This window comes from Staphylococcus rostri (assembly GCF_002902145.1).
GTDB lineage: Bacteria > Bacillota > Bacilli > Staphylococcales > Staphylococcaceae > Staphylococcus > Staphylococcus rostri.
Map to the genome: position 1 here is coordinate 1 of NZ_PPRF01000034.1, position 20759 is coordinate 20759.

Here is a 20759-nt window from a genome sequence, read left to right on the forward strand (position 1 = left end):
AACGTCAGAGGTGCAAGCACCTCGTCTGTTCGCTCGACTTGCATGTATTAGGCACGCCGCCAGCGTTCATCCTGAGCCAGGATCAAACTCTCCACAAAAGAAGTAAGCTTGATTAGCTCGTTTGATTGTTTAAGTCAATCACTCTTGAAAGTACTACTCTGAGTACTCAATTTATCGGAATTAACGTTGACATATTGTCATTCAGTTTTCAATGTTCATTATAAAAGTTAATGGAGCGGGTGATGGGAATCGAACCCACAACATCAGCTTGGAAGGCTGAGGTTTTCCCATTAAACTACACCCGCATGTAGTATTAGTAGAATGTTTTAATTTGTTGATGCGGCCGAGAGGACTTGAACCTCCACGGGATTTCTCCCACTAGGCCCTCAACCTAGCGCGTCTGCCATTCCGCCACGACCGCTTGGTAATTTAAAACATCATTATTTTTCAGAACGATATTCATTATATCAGGCGCGATATTTCATGTCAACACTTTTTTAACATTAATTTAATGTTTGTAATCTGTTGTTAACATATTATTTTCGCAACGTACTTAACTATATCATGTCAGCAATTCAAAGTCAACATTTAATTTCTAAATTGTTAACTTGTTTTTGTCGACTTTTGTAATTATATAGAACGATAACTTCAAAGTCAACTATAAATATCAATTAAATTTAAAAAGGTGACATACTCATATATGCTAGCTACTCTCCCCTAGATTCGTCTCACATTATAACTAGACGTATTTTATCCTGTAGACAATTATAAAACGGCTTGATGTTAAAAAGTATGTCGGGCAATAACTGATGAACAATGAAGATAAGCGTTATTATTTTTCTCCAGTAACCTAATCTCACTATCTCAATTAAAATTGTATATACACTAAAATGTTTATAGCAACAAACACAATTAGATACTATCAAATATAAAGGAACATCATTAAAGCTATGCCAATTTTTAAAAAGTTTTTCTACAGCACTTCTAATACATATTGTTCATTCAATAATATGAGCTTTATCCCTCATTTTCCACAATAATACTAACCCTCCGCCTATCAGACTGAACACCCAAAGCAAATAAGACTGGGGTGAGACACAATAAATTTAAGTGCTGGGAAGCCGATAAACGGTGTCCCAAAAGCAGGATTTGAGCAGAACTGCCACGATTTCGTCAAAATTTGAAAAGCAATTTTGCTCATCGTTCGGTTCTGCTCAAATCCTAAACGCTTTTGTCCCAACCTCGCCCTATCATTATTGCTTCGTTATTTCTTTCAATCTTCCGCCACATTTACCGCAGCGCATACGAGATGTATTCACTTTTCGAATGCGCATGTATTCCGTGTGACACTTTGTACATACATAAATATAGTTAGCACGTGATGCGTAGCTTTCAATTGGAGCACAAAATCGTGGTGCCCCTACACGTTTGCTTAATGCTTTAAAGTCTGCATCTCGATGTTGATAACCTTTCTTATCCAGATGTAGAAAATAATGACACAACTCGTGCTTAATAATATCAATTAGCGCTGCTTCTCCAAACGCCTCATATTGTTTCGGATTCACTTCTATATCATGACTTCCTAACAAGTAGCGTCCGCCAGTTGTACGCAAGCGACGGTTAAAATATGCATGATGCTTAAATGTTCTCCCAAAGTCATCACGCGCAATGGCTTCTACCAATGCTTGTAACGCGTCATTATTCATGTGGATTAACCATCGTCAATGCGACTTTTTGTTTTTGTTCATCGATACCATCAATCCATACATCGACAATGTCGCCTACGTTCACTTTATCCATCGGGTGTTTTACAAATTGCTTAGACATTTTTGAAATGTGTACAAGTCCATCTTGTTTCACACCAATGTCGACAAACGCACCAAAGTCAACAACATTACGGACTGTTCCTGTTAACTTCATACCTTCACGCAAGTCTTCAATAGATAAGACATCCGACTTCAGTTGTGGCGTTTCGTAGTCATCACGTGGGTCTCTATTTGGTGCAATCAGTGATTTTACAATATCTTCAAGTGTTGGCACGCCAATATTTAACTTTTCAGCATGCTGTGCAATATTTAAATTTTCTAATGCACTTTTTAAGTTTTCAGTACCAATGTCTGACACTGTCATATGAACTGCTTCAAGTAATGCGTGTGTCGCTTCATAACTTTCGGGGTGAATGGCTGTATTATCTAGTGGATCTGTACCATCGACAATACGTAAGAAACCGATACATTGTTCAAATGTTTTAGCCCCTAATCGTTTCACTTTTTTAATTTGTTGATGTTTCGTGAATGGACCATTTTCTTCACGATGTGCAACGATATTATCTGCAATTTGTTTCGATAAGCCAGCGACGTGTTGTAAAAGTGTACGTGATGCCGTATTAATATCAACACCTACTTGGTTAACTGCTGTTTCAACGACAAAATCTAATGCGTCAGACAATGCTTTTTGATTTACGTCATGTTGATACTGACCGACGCCAATTGATTTTGGATCAATCTTAACTAATTCACTTAATGGGTCTTGGATGCGTCGTCCAATCGAAACTGCACTGCGTTCCTCTACTTGAAAGTCTGGAAATTCATGTCGCGCGATTTCTGAGGCTGAATAAACAGATGCGCCCGCTTCATTCACAATGACATATTGAATATTTAAATTATGTGTTTGAATCATATTGGCAACGAATTGTTCTGTTTCACGGCTTGCTGTTCCGTTCCCTATCGCAACTAGGTCTACATCATAATCTTTAACCATGGCTAAAAATGTTGCTTCTGCTGCTTTTGTTTTTGACACAGGTGGATGTGGGTACATCACCGACTTTGCGACAAATGTCCCATACGGATTAATGACCGCAAGTTTACATCCTGTACGAAAGGCAGGGTCCACACCTAAAATTTGTTTCCCTTTTAACGGTTGTTGCAATAACAAGTTTTTCAGGTTCTCACTGAAAACATCAATCGCTTGTGTTTCTGCTCGCTCTGTTAAATCACTGCGTATCTCACGCTCAATTGATGGAAAAATTAGGCGTTTCATCGCATCTTCAATTGCCGCAACAACGATGTCTGACAACGCATGCGTCCCTTTCACTTCAACACGTTGCACAATTTGAGATAATTTTGCTTTATCCGCTTCAACTTTTACAGATAAGATTTTCTCTTTTTCACCACGATTCATTGCCAAAATTCGATGATTCGCAGCTCTTTTAATCGGTTCACTGTAGTCGTAGTACATCGCAAAGACAGCTTTTTCATCTTCTGCTTTTTTCTTTTTCTGTGTTACAAGTGAACCTGTATGCCATACTTCTCGCAAAATCTGTTTTCGATATTGTGGATGGTCTGCAATGATTTCGGCAATAATGTCTTGTGCCCCTGCAATCGCCGCTTCAACTGTCGGTACTTCATCTGTGATATAGCTTTTTGCTTTCGCCTCAAGTTCACCAGGTGACTTCTGTACCATTATCCATTGTGCAAGCGGCTCTAATCCTTTTCTTTTGGCTTCCGTCGCACGTGTTTTTTTCTTTTGTTTGTACGGACGATATAAGTCTTCCACACGTTGTAATTTGGTCTGTGCTAAAATATCACGTTTCAATTCTGGCGTTAATAACCCTTGTTGCTCAATCGCATGAATAATTTCTTCTTTACGCTTTTGTAAGTTTTCCATATATTGATAGCGATCTTCAATTTGTTTAATCGCTACTTCATCAAGACCGCCCGTTGCTTCTTTTCGATAACGTGCAATAAATGGTACGGTATTCTTCTCTTGCAATAATGCCAATACTGCTTCAATTTGTTTCACTGAATATTGATATTCTTTATGTATCGCTTGGACAAGTGTATCTGCTGTCATCTCTGTCACTGCCTTTCTTCTATACTCATTAAATCCTTAGTATCGCAATCGTAAAAATGAGCACAATACGTTCTATCCAATTGGTAAAAGGTATTGTGCTTTGCTTTTTGTTTTCATTTTTTCAATTATTGCTTTGCTGCTTGCTGTAATTTCTTAATAGCTGTTCGTTGCAAACGTGAAACATGCATTTGACTCAAGCCGACACGTTCACCTGTTTCTTTTTGGCTTAACCCTTCAATAAAGGTACATTGTATAATTTCTCGTTCCCGCTCAGATAAGATAGGTAAAATACGTTCCAAAATAATACGTTGTTCGGTTAAGTCATAATTTTCATCTTGGCTGCCCATCACATCTAATAAAGTAACGGTAGAACCATCCTTATCTGCTTCTATCGAATGATCCACACTTAACGCATGGTAGCTTTGGCCCATCTCCATCGCTTCCAATACTTCTTCATCAGACACTTCCAAGCGATCCGCAATTTCACGTATCGATGGTGAGCGCTCAAGTTCGTTCGTCAGTTCATCGATTGCCTTTTTAATACGTGGACCAATTTCCTTGATGCGTCTTGGCACATGTACACTCCACGTTTTATCACGCAAGTAACGCTTAATCTCACCAATCACTGTTGGCACTAAAAAGGCTTCAAACTTACGATCAAATGATAAATCAAAGCGGTTAATCGCACCTATTAAACCAACCATCCCCACTTGCACAAGATCTTCATGATGTGACTGCCCTTTTGAATACTTATAGGCCAGCGACTCAATCAAGTTTTCATAATGAGTCACCAATTTTTCTTGTGCTTCTACATCTTCATTTTGTTGGTGCGCTAAAATCCACGCATTGATTTGTTCAGGCGAAACATTATTCACTGAGTTCGATGCTTTCGTCATGTTTTTGCACCTGCTCTTTTTTGATATACTTCGTCATACTGATTGTAACGCCCGTTTCTTTGCTCACTGTTACATCATCCATCAATGCTTCAATCAGGAATAAACCGAGCCCACCTTCGCGAAGAAAATCAATATTTTCATCGTTTTGGTAAGGACCTAACTGTTGTTTTGTTTCATGATAATTAAAGCTATCCCCTTGATCAGATACAACGATTTTAATATGTGTCTCATGTACTTCAAAGACGATTGTAATGTAGCCTTTCTCGTCTTGATTTTTATACGCATGTTTGACAGCATTCGTTACTGCTTCACTTACCGCAATTTTCGCATCTTCAATATCGTTATAAGAAGCATTTGCACGATTGAATACACCTGATAATGTCAGACGAATTAAACTGACATACTCGGGTTCTGCAGGTAACCTCATCTCGATAACATCTTGTTCATATGGCATGTTATTCGACCTCCGTTCCTTGATTCACATGCATTAAATCATCTAATCCTGTAATATCAAATAAACGCTTGATGCGATCATTGACACCTAAGATATAGAGCGCCTTGTCATGCTGATTCAGTGCTTTGAGTGTCCCAACAAACAAACCTAAACCCGTTGAATCCATGTATGTTAAATCCGTTAAATTCACATGGATGTCATGTGTCCCCTCTTGACGCATTGACAATAATACCGCTTCTAATTCCGGTACTGTCGCAACGTCTAGTTCACCAGCTACAGTTACCTCGTAATAATCATCGTGTGTTTCCGTTTCTATATTAAGGTTCATTGTTTCATACACTCCTAAAATAGTCTCTATTAATCATTTTTTACCCTAATTTTGTACATCATAATCTTTTATAATGTATTATTGGGCTCTTTTAATAATCAAAATGGTTAAATCATCTCGTTTACTTGTCTCCTGTAAACGTAAAAGTGATTCGTACAGTAATTGAACAATATCTTGAGGATGCATCTCTTTATATTGAAGAATGAAATTTAAGAGATAATTCTTGTCAATAAAGCGTCCCGATTCATCTCTAATCTCCGTTACACCATCTGTAAAAATAATAATCATATCATTCAATTCTATTTTGATTTCTTGTTGTTCGTATCGGATGTTGGGACTCACACCCAACACGCGACCGCGCACGTTAATCTCTTCAAATGTATCTGAAGCCGCTCTAAAAATATAGCCTGGCTCGTGTCCCGCTGAGCTGCAATATAAAATGTGATTGAGATCTTCATACAAACCGTAAAACATCGTCACAAACATATTTTGGTTGACGTTTTTTTCTACAACTCGATTCAGACGTTTCAAACCATCATTCGGCAATTGTGAATGACCGTATGAGTCCATGCCGAACTTAATCATACTCATCGCAAGTGCGGCTGGAATCCCTTTACCGATGACATCTGCCACCGCAAAGCTCATCGTACCGTCTTTATGATCAATCAAGTTGAAATAATCGCCACTCACACGTTGGGCGGCAACGGAAATAACCCCAATTTGAATGCTGTCAAACTGTGGGATATCTGTTTTTAACATTGTTTGTTGCAGGCTTGCTGCAAGCCCCATTTCTTTATCGTGTACTTCCATGCGGTCTACTAAACGCTTGTAGTCTGAATAGTTATAGCCAAAGCTTTGAATCACGACTTCTAGCACATCTAAACTATCCATGACATCTTGTTGACTGAATGTGCGTTGTTCGAAATAAGTTTTATGAACATTGACAATTGCTTCAGGTGTTATACTTTCTTCAGGTAAATTACTGGCAAATGTACGTGCTTTTTCTAATACTTCTTCTCTGTTACTATTCTGTAAAAAAAGGTCGATCAATTCAAAATAGTAATCTTTCTTTGATTGCGCCAATGTCAGTACTCCTTTTTCCAATCTTATTTCTGTTAAACATATAAAAAGTGGGCGTGAAACCTCATTAAGTACAAAGATTTCATCGTCCACTTTCATAAGGATACGCTGATGCCAATAACTTAAAACACAACCGTGCTTCAGTCATCTATCATTATCCTAAAACGCCAATGTAATAAAATGATAACAAGTCATTCTCCGTACACTACGAATTATCTAGTTGATGTCCTATCGCTTAATCAATGCGGCATTCATCCACGTGGTGTTATCGCGATTGATTGACGTGGAGCCCTAAGCTAATGCCTAATGCGTTATTCACTTCTTTCATCTTTTCATCTGATAAAAAAGTTAATTTTTCTTTTAAGCGTTTTTTATCCACTGTTCGTATTTGTTCCAACAAGATGACTGAATCTTTATCAAGCTTATACTTCTGTTTCCCTATTTCTACATGCGTTGGTATTTTCGCCTTATTAATACGCCCGGTAATTGCTGCTACGATAACAGTTGGACTATATTTGTTACCAGTATCATTTTGAATGATAACGACGGGTCTAACTCCCCCTTGTTCAGAACCCTGCACTGGCGATAAATCAGCTAAATAAACATCTCCGCGCTTCATCTAGTCGTCCTGATGCTTTGAGAGTAAGTGCGTTTCATTACAATCGCATGCCTCACACTCTACGGAATATGCTTCTGTGGCTAGGGAGAGATTCAGGTCTGCCATTTGGGCGTAACCTTCTTTTAATGACTGCTCTAAATTTTTAAATCGTGCTTGATTGAATACTGACATACTAGACCCTCCATATCAATTCAACTCATCTCTAAAAATCGAAGTTAATCACTCACAATAATAGCAAAAAATATCCAAAATCACCATATTATTTTAACAATTCATTTGACACGTCCACGTGATCTTCGGTTGTGTAAACACGTGGAAGTCGTCTACCAAAGTTACAAAGCACTTCGTAATTAATCGTCCCTTGCTTTTCAGCTAATGCTTCTACAGATTGTGGTGTATGCGCACGTGCCTCCATCACAATGACTTTGTCGCCTTGTTTCACATATGCCGGCACGCGAATCGCTGTCTGGTCCATGCTGACACGTCCTACAACTTCACATTGATTCCCATTCACATTCATTGTCGCCCCTTGCATACTACGTAAATAGCCATCCGCATAACCGATTGGTAATAACGCAATATGCATACGTTCAGAAGCAGTGAATGTTTCACCATATCCAATCGATTCGCCCGCTTCCAATTGTTTCACCTGTGTCACAGTCGTTTCAACAGAAGCCGCTGGTGTAAGACGCGCCGTTTCTTTCTCTTCAATAAACGGACTTGGATAATAACCATACATCGCAATGCCCGGTCTGCAAGCATTACAAATTTCAGGATTAAAACGCAATGTACCTGCTGAATTTTGAATATGCACATACGCTGGACGCTCAGTACTTTCTACAATGTCCTCAAAGCGTTGATACTGTTGTTGTGCAGAATCATTTTCTTCATCCGCCGATGCAAAATGTGAAAATACCCCTTCAAAAATCAACTGATCATATTGTTCGATTAACGCGATAATATCACGATATGTGTCGCTATCCTTAATACCTAAACGGTTCATACCAGTATCCAACTTAATGTGTAACCATAGCGACTTCTCATTCGTTTCATCCATATGTTCAATTGCTTCAACTAACCACTCTTTAGATGGTACTGCGACTGCCACACGATGTTGAATCGCTTTATTAATATTTTCTGGTGGTGTACTTGATAAAATTAAGATTTTTTCTTTAAAACCGTGCATACGTAATTCAATCGCTTCATCAAGCGTTGCGACACAGATAAACGTCACGCCAATTTTAGCAAGATGATTGGCGACGGTCACACTACCTAGACCATACGCATTTGCCTTTACAACAGGCATTAACAGTTTATCCGGCTGACACTTGGCAATAGCTTGATAGTTCGCGGTAATCGCATCTAAATTCACATTCAATGTTGTATTACGGTAATATTTCTCTGACAAATTACTGTCACCTTCCTTGTTCTATATCACTTATCCCTTTTCTTTGTTCATCGTTACATTTCATTTACTTGCTCTAAAATAACTTGACTCATCGCATAGTTCGCCGTATGTGTAATCGATACGTGTACGTTAAAGCCATCAAAATTAATGTACGGCTTACCTTTTTCGTCATTTGCACAATGTATGTCTTTAAATGCAATCTCCTTACCAATACCGGTGCCTAACGCCTTACTGAACGCTTCTTTTACCGCAAAGCGTCCTGCCAAAAACTCCAAGCGCCGTTGTGGATGTGTGAGCTGTTGATACTGGTCACATTCGCCTTGACTCAAAATGCGCATCACAAACTTAGGTTGTTTTTCAACGAGCTCTTTAATTCGCGCGATTTCAACTAAGTCAACACCTAAGCCGTATATCATCACAGCTCCTCCTTATCTTTGGGTTGCATTGCTTCTATTTTATCATAATTTTCATCAGTTATTTCAGATTGGACATCACTTTCATTATTCGTACCATATGCCATCGTTTCGCCTTGAATCAATCGTTTGATTTTGAACGCTTGTTGCTTATCGATAAGACGAATTTCCGTATTACCGCCTGCTGTTGAAATGGTCAATGTCGCTAGCTCAAAATTACGCATAATAAAGCCTTCATCAATATCGATATTTTGAATGCGAAATAGCGGCACTTTCGTCTGCTGATTAAAAATAAACCCTTCTCGAACGACTATGCCTTGTTCAGAGTATTGATAACCAAACACATGATAGGCGTAAATAGGTTTTAGCCATACAAATACAATAGTATACAAGATTGCCAGTACAGCAACACCCGCCGCTATCCACCACATTTTTTCCTTAAATGATACGAAAAAGCCTATGAAAAATAATGCAATCGCAATCACGAGAAGGACTGCGACAACAATCCCTGATGCAAGTCGCATGGCCTTAGGGCCTTCTGGCGCCATTTTGTAATACGTATTATCCATTTCCATCGTTGTCAGCACCTCCTATATACCATGCTTGCAATGTGTCTATATCTTGTACATCTGCATACTCCAATCCGACATTCATAAAACTTGCCCCTTTCGCAAGCGTGTAATAAAAGTGATTCAACTGCTTACGTGCCATGACTGGATGTGCTTTACGATGCCAGCCTAGAATTCGATCGTGTTTGAAATATGTCGTTTGAAAGCCAAACAACGTTACTCGACGAATCACCATTTCATCTTGAGTGACATTCCATCCTGCCTTTTTAATCATCACGTAACTTCTAAATATCATATAGGCGATGAGTATGCCGACTGGAATCCAGAACCATGGCCAATCGTAATAGTGCACGACTGCTGCAATGATGATGAGGACACATGATTGAATCCAGAATCGTCTATGGAAACCACGCCATGGTAATGAAGGTTGAATCTCGTTAAACGCCATATGCGGCACCATGTTTTTCAATATTTTTTGCGCTTCTGCATGACGTATAAATGGCAACACCATCACGCGTCCGTGCGCAAAGTCATTATCCAAATCAATTTCCATATCACTTGTAATTACAAAGTCATATGATGTGTAGCCAAACAATGTCCGTAGAAAACTTTTATGTTCAATGACTGCTTGAATGCGTTTAAGTGGTACAGTTACTTTTTTAACATTCAATAAGCCGTAGCGAATTGTTAAATAATCGCCTTTGCGTTTAAGTGTGTAATTGTAATAACGCGTAAACGTAATAACAATACCAATCAAATAAGATAATAACGCTATTGCAGCAACAATAATCGTCGTTACTAAAAATGCTGTATTGGCAAAGAACAGTAACTCGTCATAAACCCAATCCCAGTTGATATAGTCTATAATTGCCGTCAAGACTGGTGTCAGTGTGGCCAGTGCGACAAAGATAGCACCACTGGTCATCGCCATTAACAACAAGTTCTTCGTTGAAAGGTGATACAACATATCTTCTTGCATTGTCGCTTTAGTCGATGTATCTGCTTCCGTTTCCTCTGACACAGCATGATCATTGATCAAATCTTGCTTCACTTTTTCAAGTTCTGCTTGAATCCAGTCACTCTGCGCTTTCGTAATCGTTTCAAGCGCAATACCATCACTCGGCGTTTGAATTTGTAGACGTACGCCACCTACAATTTGATGAATAACATTTTGTGATGTATCCATTGATTGTATGCGCGAAATATTCAATTCTTTACGTTCTAGATTGAATAATCCAGACGTCACAATAAAATGTTTGCCTTCAATCCAATAGCGCGTACGATATGTATTAATCGCGTCATTCACTAATGTAATTAAAAAGAAGAGCGTCACGAGTCCTGGAAAAATATAATTAGAAGGTTTTGTATAATCAAAGTCTTTCACAGCAAATAAAATAAACAACAAAATTGGGATAAAGTTAGATTTAATTGCGGTGAAAATACTCATAACATACGAGATAGGGTGTAACTTTTGCGGATTATACATCACTATCGACCTCCTGCAAATATGCTAAACAGTGCTGTTCAATGCGTGCTACATCTTCCGCATACAATAACGGTAATGTAATCTCATGCCCTGCTGTCGTCAAAGTTAATCGCTGTAACTTGTAATGACGGAGCAAAGGACCATTTTGCCATCGAACATACTGAATGCGTTCTACTTTGAGTATGTCATAACGACGAAACCAAAAATGACGCTTTACTTCGATAATATTTTGATTCATACGATAATGCGTATAATGATATTTAAAATAAGGTTGTGTCATACAATAAATAAGTAATAAAACGAGCAATCCAATAACAATATAAAACAACGGCTGCCATACGTTGTAATAACGGATGAGTACGAGCCCAGCGATAAGTGGTAGCGCCCCAGCAATCAGTTCAATCAAATAAAAACGCCTCAGATAGCGCTTGGCAACTTCGGGACTTTTATGAAATGACGTCATCACGTCTGACCCCTTTCAATATTTTTGTTTACATTATAACATAAACCATTTTGCCCTTATACTTTCAGTTCGACATGCAAATTGATATATAAAAAAGGCAAGACAATATCATCATTGTCTCACCTAATGTTATCTTACTTATTTTTGATGATCGGCAAATGTACGCCCTTTTTTCACTTTGCCATCACGCTTGTTTTTAAAGTTTCCTTTTTTGTTGAAACCTTGTTTATGGTTACGGTTGTTTTTACCGTGGCGTTTACCATTTGAGCCTTTACGGTTACCACCTTTAGGTCCACGTGTTTTACGTGCAAGTGGTTTTTCAAATGTTAATTGTACTTCCACTTCATCATTTGATTCTACAAGCTCTTGTAAAAGTGCTGTCACAAGGTCTGCCGCATCGTGTGTTTCAAGCAACTGCTTAGCAATTTGCTCAACACGTGGCTCTTTGTCGGCAGCCATCCATTTTTCTACCTTGTTTTTAATCTCATCTTCACGCGCTTGTAGCACTTCTTTGCGATGTGGTGGACGTAATGCACGCATTTGACGACGGTTCGTTTGCTCGATTTGACGGATATAATCCATCTCAATTGGGTTAACGAATGTTACAGCGATACCATGTTTACCCGCACGACCTGTACGTCCGATACGGTGCGTATAGCTTTCCGTGTCTTGTGGAATGTCAAAGTTATAAACATGGCTGACACCTGAAATGTCTAATCCACGAGCGGCAACGTCTGTCGCAACCAAAATATCAATTTGATCATTCTTGAACTTTTTCAATACTTCTAAACGTTTCGCTTGCGTAATATCTCCGTGAAGCCCTTCAGCTTTGTAGCCTTTTGACAGCAATGCGCTTGTTAATTCATCTACACGGCGTTTTGTACGTCCGAATACGATCGCAAGTTCTGGTTGGTGTACGTCTAAGAAGTTTGTGAATGTATCGAATTTCTCTAACTCTTTCACAATTGTGTAGTATTCATCAATTTGTGGGTCAGAGATTTCGTTATTCATTGTTTTAATAATTTTAGGGGATTTCATGAACTTCTGTACAAGTTCTTGAATCGCTTTTGGCATTGTTGCCGAGAATAGCATCGTTTGACGGTTTTCTGATGGCAATTTATCCATAATATAACGCATATCGTCGATGAAGCCCATGTTCATCATTTCATCTGCTTCGTCCAAGATTAATGTTTCGATTTGTTGTGGCTTCAATGTACGACGGTTCAAGTGGTCAATCACACGGCCAGGTGTCCCTACAACAATTTGTGGACCACGTTTTAATGATTTGATTTGACGGTCAATCGGCATACCACCGAATACTGTAACGACTTGAACTTTTTGTCCACGACTGAATTCGCGTAATTGTTCAGCAACCTGCATTGCTAGTTCACGTGTTGGCGCTAAGATTAATGCGCGAACGCCTTCTTTGCCGACAACTTTTTCAATAAGCGGGATACCAAATGCGCCTGTTTTTCCTGTCCCTGTTTGCGCTTGGCCCAATATGTCAATATTTTCGAGTGCGTATGGGATACTGTCTTTTTGGATGGGGGTTGGCTCAGTAAATCCCATTGCCTCGAGGGTCTCAGCTGTACGTTCTGAAACACCTAATTCTGTAAATTTTTGCAAAGTAATTCTCCTTTTTATTTCGAAATTCTCATATAAGTTTGTCAAATAATTTTAATCTAACTTCTACATATTACCACCTAAGCATTAATATCGCAATAAATGGAAGTCACTATCTCGAATTGATATAGTGAAAAACAATAAGTCGTTGCGGGTTGTTTAGAAGCATAAAAGCCAATACGCGTGCAGAAAAAATGACCCTAACACATGCCTTACACATCTGTTAAGATCATTTTTTATAAATATTTATTTTTTATACGTTAATCAATGCATCAACCACTTCTTCTAACTTCATACCACGTGATCCTTTCACGAGCACGATGTCATCCGATTGTAGCATGGCTGATAACGTCTCGATCAATTCCGTTTTTGATGTAAAGTGTTGTGCTTGTCCAACAAATGGCTCCCCTGCTTCGTACAATGCTTCTGAAGCCTCTCCAAACGTAAACAGTACATCAATTGTCTTGTCTGCTAAGTAACGTCCAACATCGCCATGTAACGACGCTGACTGAGGTCCTAGCTCTAACACATCACCAAAGACTAGTATTTTACGTCCTGTCATTTGAGTAATGGTGTCGATAGCTGCCTTCATACTTGTTGGACTTGCATTGTACGCATCATTAATCACAACTGCACCATTTTGCGCTGTAAACTTCTGCATACGCATACCAGTTAACACCAATTGTTGCAGTTGTTGTTGAATCGTTTCTCGGTCTACGCCTAATGCAAGTGCAACCGTAATCGCATAAGCAGCATTTTTCATATTGTGCGCGCCTAAAACAGGGATATGATACGTGCCTTCATCATCTAACTTAAATGTAATGCCTGTCGCGTCATGTGCAACGACTTCGCAACGCACATCATTTGATGACATTGTACCGATAGACGTCGCATGTAATTCGGCATGTTCCTCAACCAATTCAGCCAATAATGGCTCATCGCCTTCAAACAATAATCGTCCATCCGCTTTTAAACCAGCGATAATCTCAAACTTCGCCTTCGCAATGCCAGCTCTTGAACCTAAATCTTGCATATGTGATTCACCGATATTTGTAATCACAGCAAAATCCGGTTGCGCAATCGTTGACAATAACTCAATTTCGCCAAAGCCTGACATCCCCATTTCTAAAATAGAGATTTGTGTGTCTGGTTCTAAAGCTAAAATCGTCAATGGCATGCCAATTTCATTATTGTAGTTCCCTTGTGTTTTCTGCACTTTGAAGTTAGCTGCCAAAGTGTTTTCGAGCATATCTTTCGTTGTCGTCTTACCATTTGATCCTGTCACAGCAATCACAGTCGGCGCCACTTCACGTAAATATGCTTCCGCAAGTTGTTGTAAAGCTTGTAACGTATTTTCTACATAGATGACAGGCCCTTCAGTCGGTGCCGCTACGTCGCTATGCTTTTCAAAAAACGTCGCAGCTGCGCCATCTTGTAAGGCTTGTGCACTAAAACGATGTCCATCAACATGTTCCCCGTTAAAAGGAATAAATAATTGTCCCGCTTCAATGTGACGTGAATCAATCGTCACGCCATGAATCATTACGTCTAAGTAGCGATCGTCTATTTCACATGTTATCCATTCTGCTAACTGTCTCAAGCTGATATTTATCATCTTCTACAACCTCTACTCGTCAATGCGATATTTGTTTAAATGTTTATCCGCATGGCGTTCTTTTGCAAGTTCAATCAATTTTGTAATGAGTTCAGAATACGAAACGCCCATGTTTTCCCAAAGTTTTGGGTACATACTGTATGCTGTAAAACCTGGCATCGCGTTTGTTTCATTAATATAAATTTGTTGATCTTCCGTTACAAAGAAGTCTGCACGTAATAAACCTGAACAATCTGTCGCTTTAAACGCTTCGATTGCCATATCACGCAATGTCATTTGCACCTCTTGATCAAGCTCTGCAGGAATGCTCAATTGTACGTTACCGTCTTTATATTTTGCCTTGTAATCATAGAAAGAAACGTCCTTGATGACTTCTCCAGGCCATGTTGTTTCAGGGTAGTCGTTACCTAGCACAGCTACTTCGATTTCACGTGCATTGACACCTTGTTCAATGACCAACTTACGGTCGAATTGGAATGCTTCTTCAATACCACGGATTAATGCCGCTTCATCTTCACATTTACTAATACCGACACTTGAGCCTAAGTTAGCCGGCTTTACAAATACTGGGAATTCTAATTTATCTTGCACTAATTTTAAAATATTATGTTGATATTTTTCATATTCGCTACGTAAAAAGCTTACGTATGGTAATTGTGGTAACCCTCTGTGTGCAAACAATTGTTTCATCACAAGTTTATCCATAGAGCTTGCCGCTGCGAGAACACCGTTACCAACGTAAGGAATATCAAGTACTTCGAATAGTCCTTGGATCGTTCCGTCTTCACCGTTAGGACCATGTAATAACGGGAATACAACATCATAACGTCCACCTTTGCTTGATGTCGTTAACATTTCTGTAATTTGTCCTTCTTTAACTTCTTCTAAACGTAACGTATCAATATCTTTAATTTCATCTGTAATGTTTTCTAACTTTTTCCATTGTCCATCATTTGTAATATAAATAATGTCTATTTGGTATTGTGCTTTATCAATTGCATTCAATACATTCTGCGCTGTTAATATCGAAACATCATGTTCGGCGCTCTTCCCACCGTATATAATACATAAAGCTTCTTTTGACATAGTTCCGCCTCCAAAAAATTTTCTACAAAACCATATTACCACGCCGTCTATTTATTATGCATTTATTTTTGTACAATATTAGCAATTTTATTACATGTTATGTAAAATCATTATATAATATACCTTAACGAAATTTTTTAGCAAAAAGGAGATTGCAATGGCTTCTTCACGTCAACAAACGCAAAAATCTTTTTTTCGGCGTTTAGATTGGAAACTCATTAGTTTAATTTTAATTCTCTGTATCATTAGTGTCACAACGATTCACTCAGCAATGGGTGGCGGTCAATATAGCATGGACTTTGGTGTCAGACAAGTATTCTACTATGTTCTAGGCGCAATCATTGCTTTTATGATCATGCTCGTATCACCTAAAAAAATTCGCAAGTACGTGAATATGATATACGGCATTTTCGTCGTTTTACTGATTGGTTTAATCATCCTACCAGAATCAAGCTTTACACCGATTATTAACGGCGCAAAAAGTTGGTATCGTTTAGGACCTATCAGCATTCAGCCATCTGAATTTATGAAAATCGTCCTAATCTTAGCCGTATCCAAAGTCGTTGCACAGCACAACCGCTTTACATTCAACAAATCTTTGGAAACAGACTTCATGTTATTGCTCAAAATATTCGGTGTCACAATCATTCCAATGGGGCTCATTCTCTTACAAAATGACTTAGGAACGACACTCGTCTTCCTAGCTATTATCGCAGGTATCGTCATTGTGAGTGGTGTCACTTGGAAAATTTTAGCGCCCCTATTCGGCTCAGCAATCGTACTTGGCGGCGGACTTATCTTATCTATTATTTACAACCCAAGTTTTATTGAAAATATTTCAGGTATTAAAACGTATCAGCTTGGCCGTATTAATTCGTGGTTAGACCCTTACACATATAGTACTGGTGACGGTTTCCACTTAACGGAATCTATGAAAGCAATCGGCTCAGGGCAATTAATTGGGAAAGGCTTAAACAACGGCGAAGTGTACATTCCGGAAAACCATACAGACTTTATTTTCTCTGTTATCGGGGAAGAATTTGGTTTTGTCGGCGCCGTTATCGTACTTGGTATTTTCTTGTTACTGTTATTACATTTAATTCGTCTTGCCATTTCATCAGACGACCTATTCAGTAAATCATTTATCGTCGGCTATACAAGTTTATTATTGTTCCATATTGTTCAAAATATCGGTATGACAATTCAGCTATTACCAATTACCGGGATTCCACTCCCATTCATCAGTTACGGTGGTAGTTCATTATGGAGCTTGATGGCTGGTATCGGTGTGCTACTAAGCATTCACTATCATGCACCTAAAAAATACGATGCCACAGCCGTACAATCACGTATAAGTAAATAATAACGAGGTTGTGAAAGGCACGGTTAGCGTTTGAGCAGAATCCGAGCAATACTGTTAATGCTTTTGGCAGTAGCTGACTGATGTCTGACTACGCTTTTGGCTTGTCATACACCTACTCAGCCTTGCCGGGGCACTGCTACGAAATCTTTGCTAACGCATGAGATTTCTGCTCTTTAATAGAGATTATCTTTAGACTGTCCCTATTGTATTTACTGGTTCATTTATACGAGTGGCAGTAGCTGACTGATGTCTGACTACGCCTTTATCTTGTCACAAATCTAGTCAGCTTTGCCGGGGCACTACTACGAAAAAACCACTTCTGTTCAGATCAAAGCGATCTACAGAAGTGGTTTTAATATGTTATGCAGTTGTTCGTTACTTAAGCTTTTCTGGTGCAGCGGTTGTGTTCGGCAGTGAGCGCATGATATCCAATCGTGATTTTGTTTTTTTAACAGTAACCCCAATTGATGATAACCTCTTCACCACATTGTAAAACTTATCGTTTGGTTTTGCCATATTATCACCCCAGCTTGTCAACCTATTACTGCCATCATAACGTAAAATCGTTATCATTACTATAACAAATTAAAATTAATTACTTTTATTTTGCAATATGTTTTAATCGCAAAGCATTTAACACGACAGAAACTGAACTAAATGCCATCGCCGTTCCCGCAAGCCAAGGTGCTAAAAAGCCCATCGCTGCAAATGGAATACCAATCATATTGTAACAAAATGCGAAAAAGAGATTTTGTTTAATATTACGGATAGTTAAATCACTCAGTTTTAAACTTTCTGCAACGTGCTGTAAGTTCCCTTTTACGAGCGCAATGTCGGCAGATTCTAATGCGATGTCAGAACCTGAGCCCATCGCCACACCAATGTCACTCTTCATTAAGGCTGGTGCGTCATTCAAGCCATCTCCGACCATCATCACTTTATGTCCTTGTTGTTGTAAATCCACAATCACTTGTGCTTTCTCTTCTGGTTTGACACCTGCGATCACGTTAGAAAGACCTAACTCACGTCCAATCGCGCGTGCCGTTGTCTCACTGTCACCACTTAACATAACCAATTCATAGTTCGGATTCAATGTCGCTAACACTTCTTGTGCCTCTTGTTTCGGTTCATCACGTATACCTAAAATCATTTCTAACTGACCATCAACTGTCATCGCAATCACTGTTGCACCTGTTTCTTGTAATTCAGCCACTTTTCGACGTGCCGCTTCATCCACTGGCGCATACTGTTCAACAAAAGTTATCGCACCAACTACAACATGACGTCCTTCAATAACGCCTGAAATACCATTACCTGTATGCGTTTCATAATTATCTACTGGTAATACCGCTTCATGTTCAAAATATTGCACAACTGCTTTAGAAAGTGGATGCTCTGATTGTTGTTCTAAACTTTTAATATAAGTACCTGCCATATCGTGTTCTGTTAAATGCTGTTCCGCAATGACTTTCGGATTTCCAACAGTCAAAGTTCCCGTTTTATCAAAAACAATGGTATCAATATGGTGTGTCTCTTCTAAAGACTCAGCTGTTTTAAACAAAATACCTGCTTCAGCCGCACGACCAGAACCGACCATAATAGAGGTTGGTGTTGCTAAACCAAGCGCACATGGACAAGCAATAACGATAACCGCAATAAAGATTTCCAGCGCTTGTGATAATTCAAACGGTGTTACAAAGAAGTACCATACAAGAAAAGCAAGTAGTGCAATACCGACAACAACCGGTACAAAGATATTAGACACTTTATCTGCTAAACGTTGAATTTGTGGTTTGTCTCCTTGTGCCGCTTCAACAACTTGGATAATTTGGTTTAGAACAAGATCATCGCCTGTATGTGTCACTTGTACTTTAATAAAGTTTTGCTGGTTCAACGTACTGCCAATCACGGCATCGCCTTTCACCTTATCAACCGGAATACTTTCCCCTGTTAACATAGATTCATCAACTGTTGACCAGCCTTCAACAATCGTTCCGTCGAGTGGAATTTGTTCCCCACTACGCACACGGATAATGTCACCTACACGCACATCATCAATCGCCACACGTTGAATTTGACCATCGCGTTCAACTTCTGCATCACGCACTTGTAACGCTGCTAACTTTTCAATCGCATCACTCGCATGACCTTTCGCACGTTTTTCAAAATATTTACCTAATAAAATCAATGTAATCAATACCGCACTCGTTTCAAAATAAAGCGGTACATGGTGCCCCGTATTCGCATGTGCAAACATTAAATAAATACTGTAGAAATAAGCGGCAGATGTTCCCATTGCAACGAGCACATCCATATTCGCACTTTTATTTGATAGTGACTGATATGCCCCAACGTAGAACTGCCAACCTAATCCAAATTGTACAGGTGTTGCTAAAATCAATTGAAACCATGGATTCATAAAGAGTTCAGGCACCGGTACAAAGTTTAAAAATGAAAAGTGTCCAAACATTGTGTATAACAACGGCAACGATAAAATCAATGCCGCAATAAATTTATACTTTTGAAGTTTTAACTCACGTTGCTTACGCTCACGTGTTTGTTGCTGTGTTTCAACCGGATGTGCTTGGAACCCAATCTTTTCAACACGTTCAAAAATGTCATCAATACTAATCTGTGATGGATCATAACTTACTGTCCCTTTTTCCATCACTAAATTCACATTAACGGATTCAATACCGGCCTCTCGATTTAACGTGCGTTCGATTCGTGAAGCACAGGCCGCGCAATCCATACCCGAAATTTTAAATGTTTCTTTATTCACGTTTACCACTCCAATACCTATATGGGGTATATTGTTGTTTTAAAGAAAGAGCAGGCTGTCATACGCCCACTCATTTACTACGCTTGTGACTTACTTTACATCATAACCAACGTCATAAATACGTTGTTTAACATCTTCTAATGCGGCATCGTTTGATAATTCAACATCCACTTTATCTTCTGCTGGGAATGCTTCTACCGCTACAACATCTTTATTTTCTTTCACTGCAGTTTCTACCGTTTTTTTGCAATGATCACAACTCATACCTTCTACTGCGATTGTGTGTTTTGCCATATTAATTCTCTCCTTTATATGAATTGATAACAGGATAACCCGCATCATAAATTTCTTTTTCAAGTGTATTTAAATTTGCTGGTGTTTCATACGATAACGTAACCGTCTGCTTTTCAATATCAACCGTTGCCGCTGCTACACCAATCATATTCGTTAATCGTGTCTCAAGTTGTCGCTTTTGTTCCTCACTCCTGAGACCCGACAATACGACTGTACTTATCATTCTGTTCATCTCCTAATCTTTCATCAACTTTTGAAATGTCACTAACAATTCATCCATCGCTTGCTGTTCGTTGCCCGCTTCCACCTTGTGCATAATACAGCCTTTCATATGATGCTCCAATAACTTTGCAGCCACACCATTGAGGGCGGAACGTGTCGCACGAATTTGTGTCAATACATCATCGCAATAGACATCTTCCTCAATC

General features: G+C 39.0%; 21 protein-coding genes, 2 tRNA genes, 1 rRNA gene and 1 pseudogene. 1 reads left to right on the forward strand and 24 read right to left on the reverse strand.

Annotation, left to right across the window (positions count from 1 at the left end; all coding sequences use genetic code 11):
- The 19 genes from CD122_RS05840 to CD122_RS05930 all read right to left on the reverse strand — a co-directional run.
- Nucleotides 1-98 (reverse strand): 16S ribosomal RNA (locus CD122_RS05840); the annotation flags it as partial.
- A 133-nt stretch (nt 99-231) separates the two neighbouring features.
- Nucleotides 232-305, reverse strand: a tRNA-Gly gene (locus tag CD122_RS05845).
- 33 nt (nt 306-338) lie between these two features.
- A tRNA-Leu gene (locus tag CD122_RS05850) sits at nt 339-421 on the reverse strand.
- A gap of 832 nt (nt 422-1253) precedes the next feature.
- Complete coding sequence (locus tag CD122_RS05855; protein ID WP_103358063.1) at nt 1254-1706, reverse strand: SprT family protein; 453 nt, start codon at nt 1704-1706, stop codon at nt 1254-1256.
- The gene (locus tag CD122_RS05860) at nt 1699-3852 is read right to left on the reverse strand and encodes a Tex family protein (protein WP_103358083.1); all 2154 of its coding nucleotides are present in this window, start codon (nt 3850-3852) and stop codon (nt 1699-1701) included. Before CD122_RS05860 ends, CD122_RS05855 begins: the two co-directional genes overlap by 8 nt.
- A gap of 125 nt (nt 3853-3977) precedes the next feature.
- Nucleotides 3978-4748 (reverse strand): RNA polymerase sigma factor SigB, encoded by a 771-nt coding sequence (sigB, locus tag CD122_RS05865; protein ID WP_103358064.1) that lies wholly within the window; start codon nt 4746-4748, stop codon nt 3978-3980.
- The gene (rsbW, locus tag CD122_RS05870; protein ID WP_103358065.1) at nt 4720-5202 is read right to left on the reverse strand and encodes an anti-sigma B factor RsbW; all 483 of its coding nucleotides are present in this window, start codon (nt 5200-5202) and stop codon (nt 4720-4722) included. The genes sigB and rsbW overlap by 29 nt, the downstream gene beginning before the upstream one ends.
- A gap of 1 nt (nt 5203) precedes the next feature.
- Nucleotides 5204-5530, reverse strand: a complete 327-nt coding sequence (locus CD122_RS05875) for an anti-sigma factor antagonist (RefSeq protein ID WP_103358066.1) — start codon at nt 5528-5530, stop codon at nt 5204-5206.
- Between the two features lie 78 nt (nt 5531-5608).
- On the reverse strand, nt 5609-6613 hold the full coding sequence (locus CD122_RS05880; RefSeq protein ID WP_240624128.1) for a SpoIIE family protein phosphatase: 1005 nt from the start codon (nt 6611-6613) through the stop codon (nt 5609-5611).
- A 262-nt stretch (nt 6614-6875) separates the two neighbouring features.
- Nucleotides 6876-7229 (reverse strand): type II toxin-antitoxin system PemK/MazF family toxin, encoded by a 354-nt coding sequence (locus tag CD122_RS05885; RefSeq protein ID WP_103358068.1) that lies wholly within the window; start codon nt 7227-7229, stop codon nt 6876-6878.
- Nucleotides 7230-7400, reverse strand: coding sequence for a type II toxin-antitoxin system antitoxin MazE (gene mazE, locus CD122_RS05890; protein WP_103358069.1), 171 nt, complete (start codon nt 7398-7400; stop codon nt 7230-7232).
- A gap of 88 nt (nt 7401-7488) precedes the next feature.
- On the reverse strand, nt 7489-8637 hold the full coding sequence (gene alr, locus CD122_RS05895) for an alanine racemase (protein WP_103358070.1): 1149 nt from the start codon (nt 8635-8637) through the stop codon (nt 7489-7491).
- A gap of 53 nt (nt 8638-8690) precedes the next feature.
- Complete coding sequence (gene acpS / locus CD122_RS05900) at nt 8691-9053, reverse strand: holo-ACP synthase (protein ID WP_103358071.1); 363 nt, start codon at nt 9051-9053, stop codon at nt 8691-8693.
- Nucleotides 9053-9625, reverse strand: a complete 573-nt coding sequence (locus CD122_RS05905) for a PH domain-containing protein (protein WP_103358072.1) — start codon at nt 9623-9625, stop codon at nt 9053-9055. The genes acpS and CD122_RS05905 overlap by 1 nt, the downstream gene beginning before the upstream one ends.
- The gene (locus CD122_RS05910; RefSeq protein WP_103358073.1) at nt 9612-11105 is read right to left on the reverse strand and encodes a PH domain-containing protein; all 1494 of its coding nucleotides are present in this window, start codon (nt 11103-11105) and stop codon (nt 9612-9614) included. Before CD122_RS05910 ends, CD122_RS05905 begins: the two co-directional genes overlap by 14 nt.
- Nucleotides 11098-11568: a PH domain-containing protein gene (locus CD122_RS05915; protein ID WP_103358074.1), complete on the reverse strand. Its 471-nt coding sequence runs from the start codon at nt 11566-11568 to the stop codon at nt 11098-11100. The genes CD122_RS05910 and CD122_RS05915 overlap by 8 nt, the downstream gene beginning before the upstream one ends.
- Before the next feature lie 138 nt (nt 11569-11706).
- Entirely contained in the window at nt 11707-13194 is a 1488-nt protein-coding gene (gene cshA, locus CD122_RS05920) for a degradosome RNA helicase CshA (RefSeq protein WP_103358075.1), read from the reverse strand.
- Nucleotides 13195-13444: 250 nt separating this feature from the next.
- Nucleotides 13445-14806 carry a UDP-N-acetylmuramoyl-tripeptide--D-alanyl-D-alanine ligase gene (locus CD122_RS05925; RefSeq protein ID WP_103358076.1) on the reverse strand — a complete coding sequence of 454 codons (1362 nt, stop codon included), beginning with the start codon at nt 14804-14806 and terminating at the stop codon, nt 13445-13447.
- A 12-nt stretch (nt 14807-14818) separates the two neighbouring features.
- Nucleotides 14819-15892, reverse strand: coding sequence for a D-alanine--D-alanine ligase (locus CD122_RS05930; RefSeq protein ID WP_103358077.1), 1074 nt, complete (start codon nt 15890-15892; stop codon nt 14819-14821).
- Nucleotides 15893-16049: 157 nt separating this feature from the next.
- On the opposite strand from CD122_RS05930, the gene CD122_RS05935 reads away from it, so the two are divergent.
- Nucleotides 16050-17255 (forward strand): FtsW/RodA/SpoVE family cell cycle protein, encoded by a 1206-nt coding sequence (locus tag CD122_RS05935; protein ID WP_103358078.1) that lies wholly within the window; start codon nt 16050-16052, stop codon nt 17253-17255.
- A 375-nt stretch (nt 17256-17630) separates the two neighbouring features.
- Here CD122_RS05935 and CD122_RS11910 read toward each other — a convergent pair whose 3' ends face one another.
- The 5 genes and pseudogenes from CD122_RS11910 to csoR form a co-directional block, all read right to left on the reverse strand.
- Nucleotides 17631-17771, reverse strand: coding sequence for an Lmo0850 family protein (locus tag CD122_RS11910; protein WP_169926472.1), 141 nt, complete (start codon nt 17769-17771; stop codon nt 17631-17633).
- 85 nt (nt 17772-17856) lie between these two features.
- Nucleotides 17857-20007: a heavy metal translocating P-type ATPase gene (locus CD122_RS05940; protein ID WP_373694265.1), complete on the reverse strand. Its 2151-nt coding sequence runs from the start codon at nt 20005-20007 to the stop codon at nt 17857-17859.
- 120 nt (nt 20008-20127) lie between these two features.
- The gene (locus CD122_RS05945) at nt 20128-20331 is read right to left on the reverse strand and encodes a cation transporter (protein WP_103358080.1); all 204 of its coding nucleotides are present in this window, start codon (nt 20329-20331) and stop codon (nt 20128-20130) included.
- A gap of 1 nt (nt 20332) precedes the next feature.
- Entirely contained in the window at nt 20333-20554 is a 222-nt protein-coding gene (gene csoZ, locus CD122_RS05950; RefSeq protein WP_103358081.1) for a putative copper chaperone CsoZ, read from the reverse strand.
- Nucleotides 20555-20566: 12 nt separating this feature from the next.
- Nucleotides 20567-20759: pseudogene (gene csoR / locus CD122_RS05955) on the reverse strand (copper-sensing transcriptional repressor CsoR); the annotation flags it as partial.

Bases quoted from the DNA above. Each gene is read 5' to 3' on its own strand.
- CD122_RS05875 (WP_103358066.1), bottom strand. From the start codon at position 5,530: ATGAACCTTAATATAGAAACGGAAACACACGATGATTATTACGAGGTA.
- CD122_RS05885 (WP_103358068.1), bottom strand. From the start codon at position 7,229: ATGAAGCGCGGAGATGTTTATTTAGCTGATTTATCGCCAGTGCAGGGT.
- CD122_RS05910 (WP_103358073.1), bottom strand. From the start codon at position 11,105: ATGTATAATCCGCAAAAGTTACACCCTATCTCGTATGTTATGAGTATT.
- rsbW (WP_103358065.1), bottom strand. From the start codon at position 5,202: ATGCCATATGAACAAGATGTTATCGAGATGAGGTTACCTGCAGAACCC.
- CD122_RS05925 (WP_103358076.1), bottom strand. From the start codon at position 14,806: ATGATAAATATCAGCTTGAGACAGTTAGCAGAATGGATAACATGTGAA.
- CD122_RS05945 (WP_103358080.1), bottom strand. From the start codon at position 20,331: ATGGCAAAACACACAATCGCAGTAGAAGGTATGAGTTGTGATCATTGC.
- sigB (WP_103358064.1), bottom strand. From the start codon at position 4,748: ATGACGAAAGCATCGAACTCAGTGAATAATGTTTCGCCTGAACAAATC.
- CD122_RS05860 (WP_103358083.1), bottom strand. From the start codon at position 3,852: ATGACAGCAGATACACTTGTCCAAGCGATACATAAAGAATATCAATAT.
- CD122_RS05855 (WP_103358063.1), bottom strand. From the start codon at position 1,706: ATGAATAATGACGCGTTACAAGCATTGGTAGAAGCCATTGCGCGTGAT.
- CD122_RS05905 (WP_103358072.1), bottom strand. From the start codon at position 9,625: ATGGAAATGGATAATACGTATTACAAAATGGCGCCAGAAGGCCCTAAG.
- CD122_RS05935 (WP_103358078.1), top strand. From the start codon at position 16,050: ATGGCTTCTTCACGTCAACAAACGCAAAAATCTTTTTTTCGGCGTTTA.
- acpS (WP_103358071.1), bottom strand. From the start codon at position 9,053: ATGATATACGGCTTAGGTGTTGACTTAGTTGAAATCGCGCGAATTAAA.
- CD122_RS05930 (WP_103358077.1), bottom strand. From the start codon at position 15,892: ATGTCAAAAGAAGCTTTATGTATTATATACGGTGGGAAGAGCGCCGAA.
- csoZ (WP_103358081.1), bottom strand. From the start codon at position 20,554: ATGATAAGTACAGTCGTATTGTCGGGTCTCAGGAGTGAGGAACAAAAG.
- mazE (WP_103358069.1), bottom strand. From the start codon at position 7,400: ATGTCAGTATTCAATCAAGCACGATTTAAAAATTTAGAGCAGTCATTA.
- CD122_RS05915 (WP_103358074.1), bottom strand. From the start codon at position 11,568: ATGACGTCATTTCATAAAAGTCCCGAAGTTGCCAAGCGCTATCTGAGG.
- CD122_RS05940 (WP_373694265.1), bottom strand. From the start codon at position 20,007: ATGGATTGCGCGGCCTGTGCTTCACGAATCGAACGCACGTTAAATCGA.
- CD122_RS11910 (WP_169926472.1), bottom strand. From the start codon at position 17,771: ATGGCAAAACCAAACGATAAGTTTTACAATGTGGTGAAGAGGTTATCA.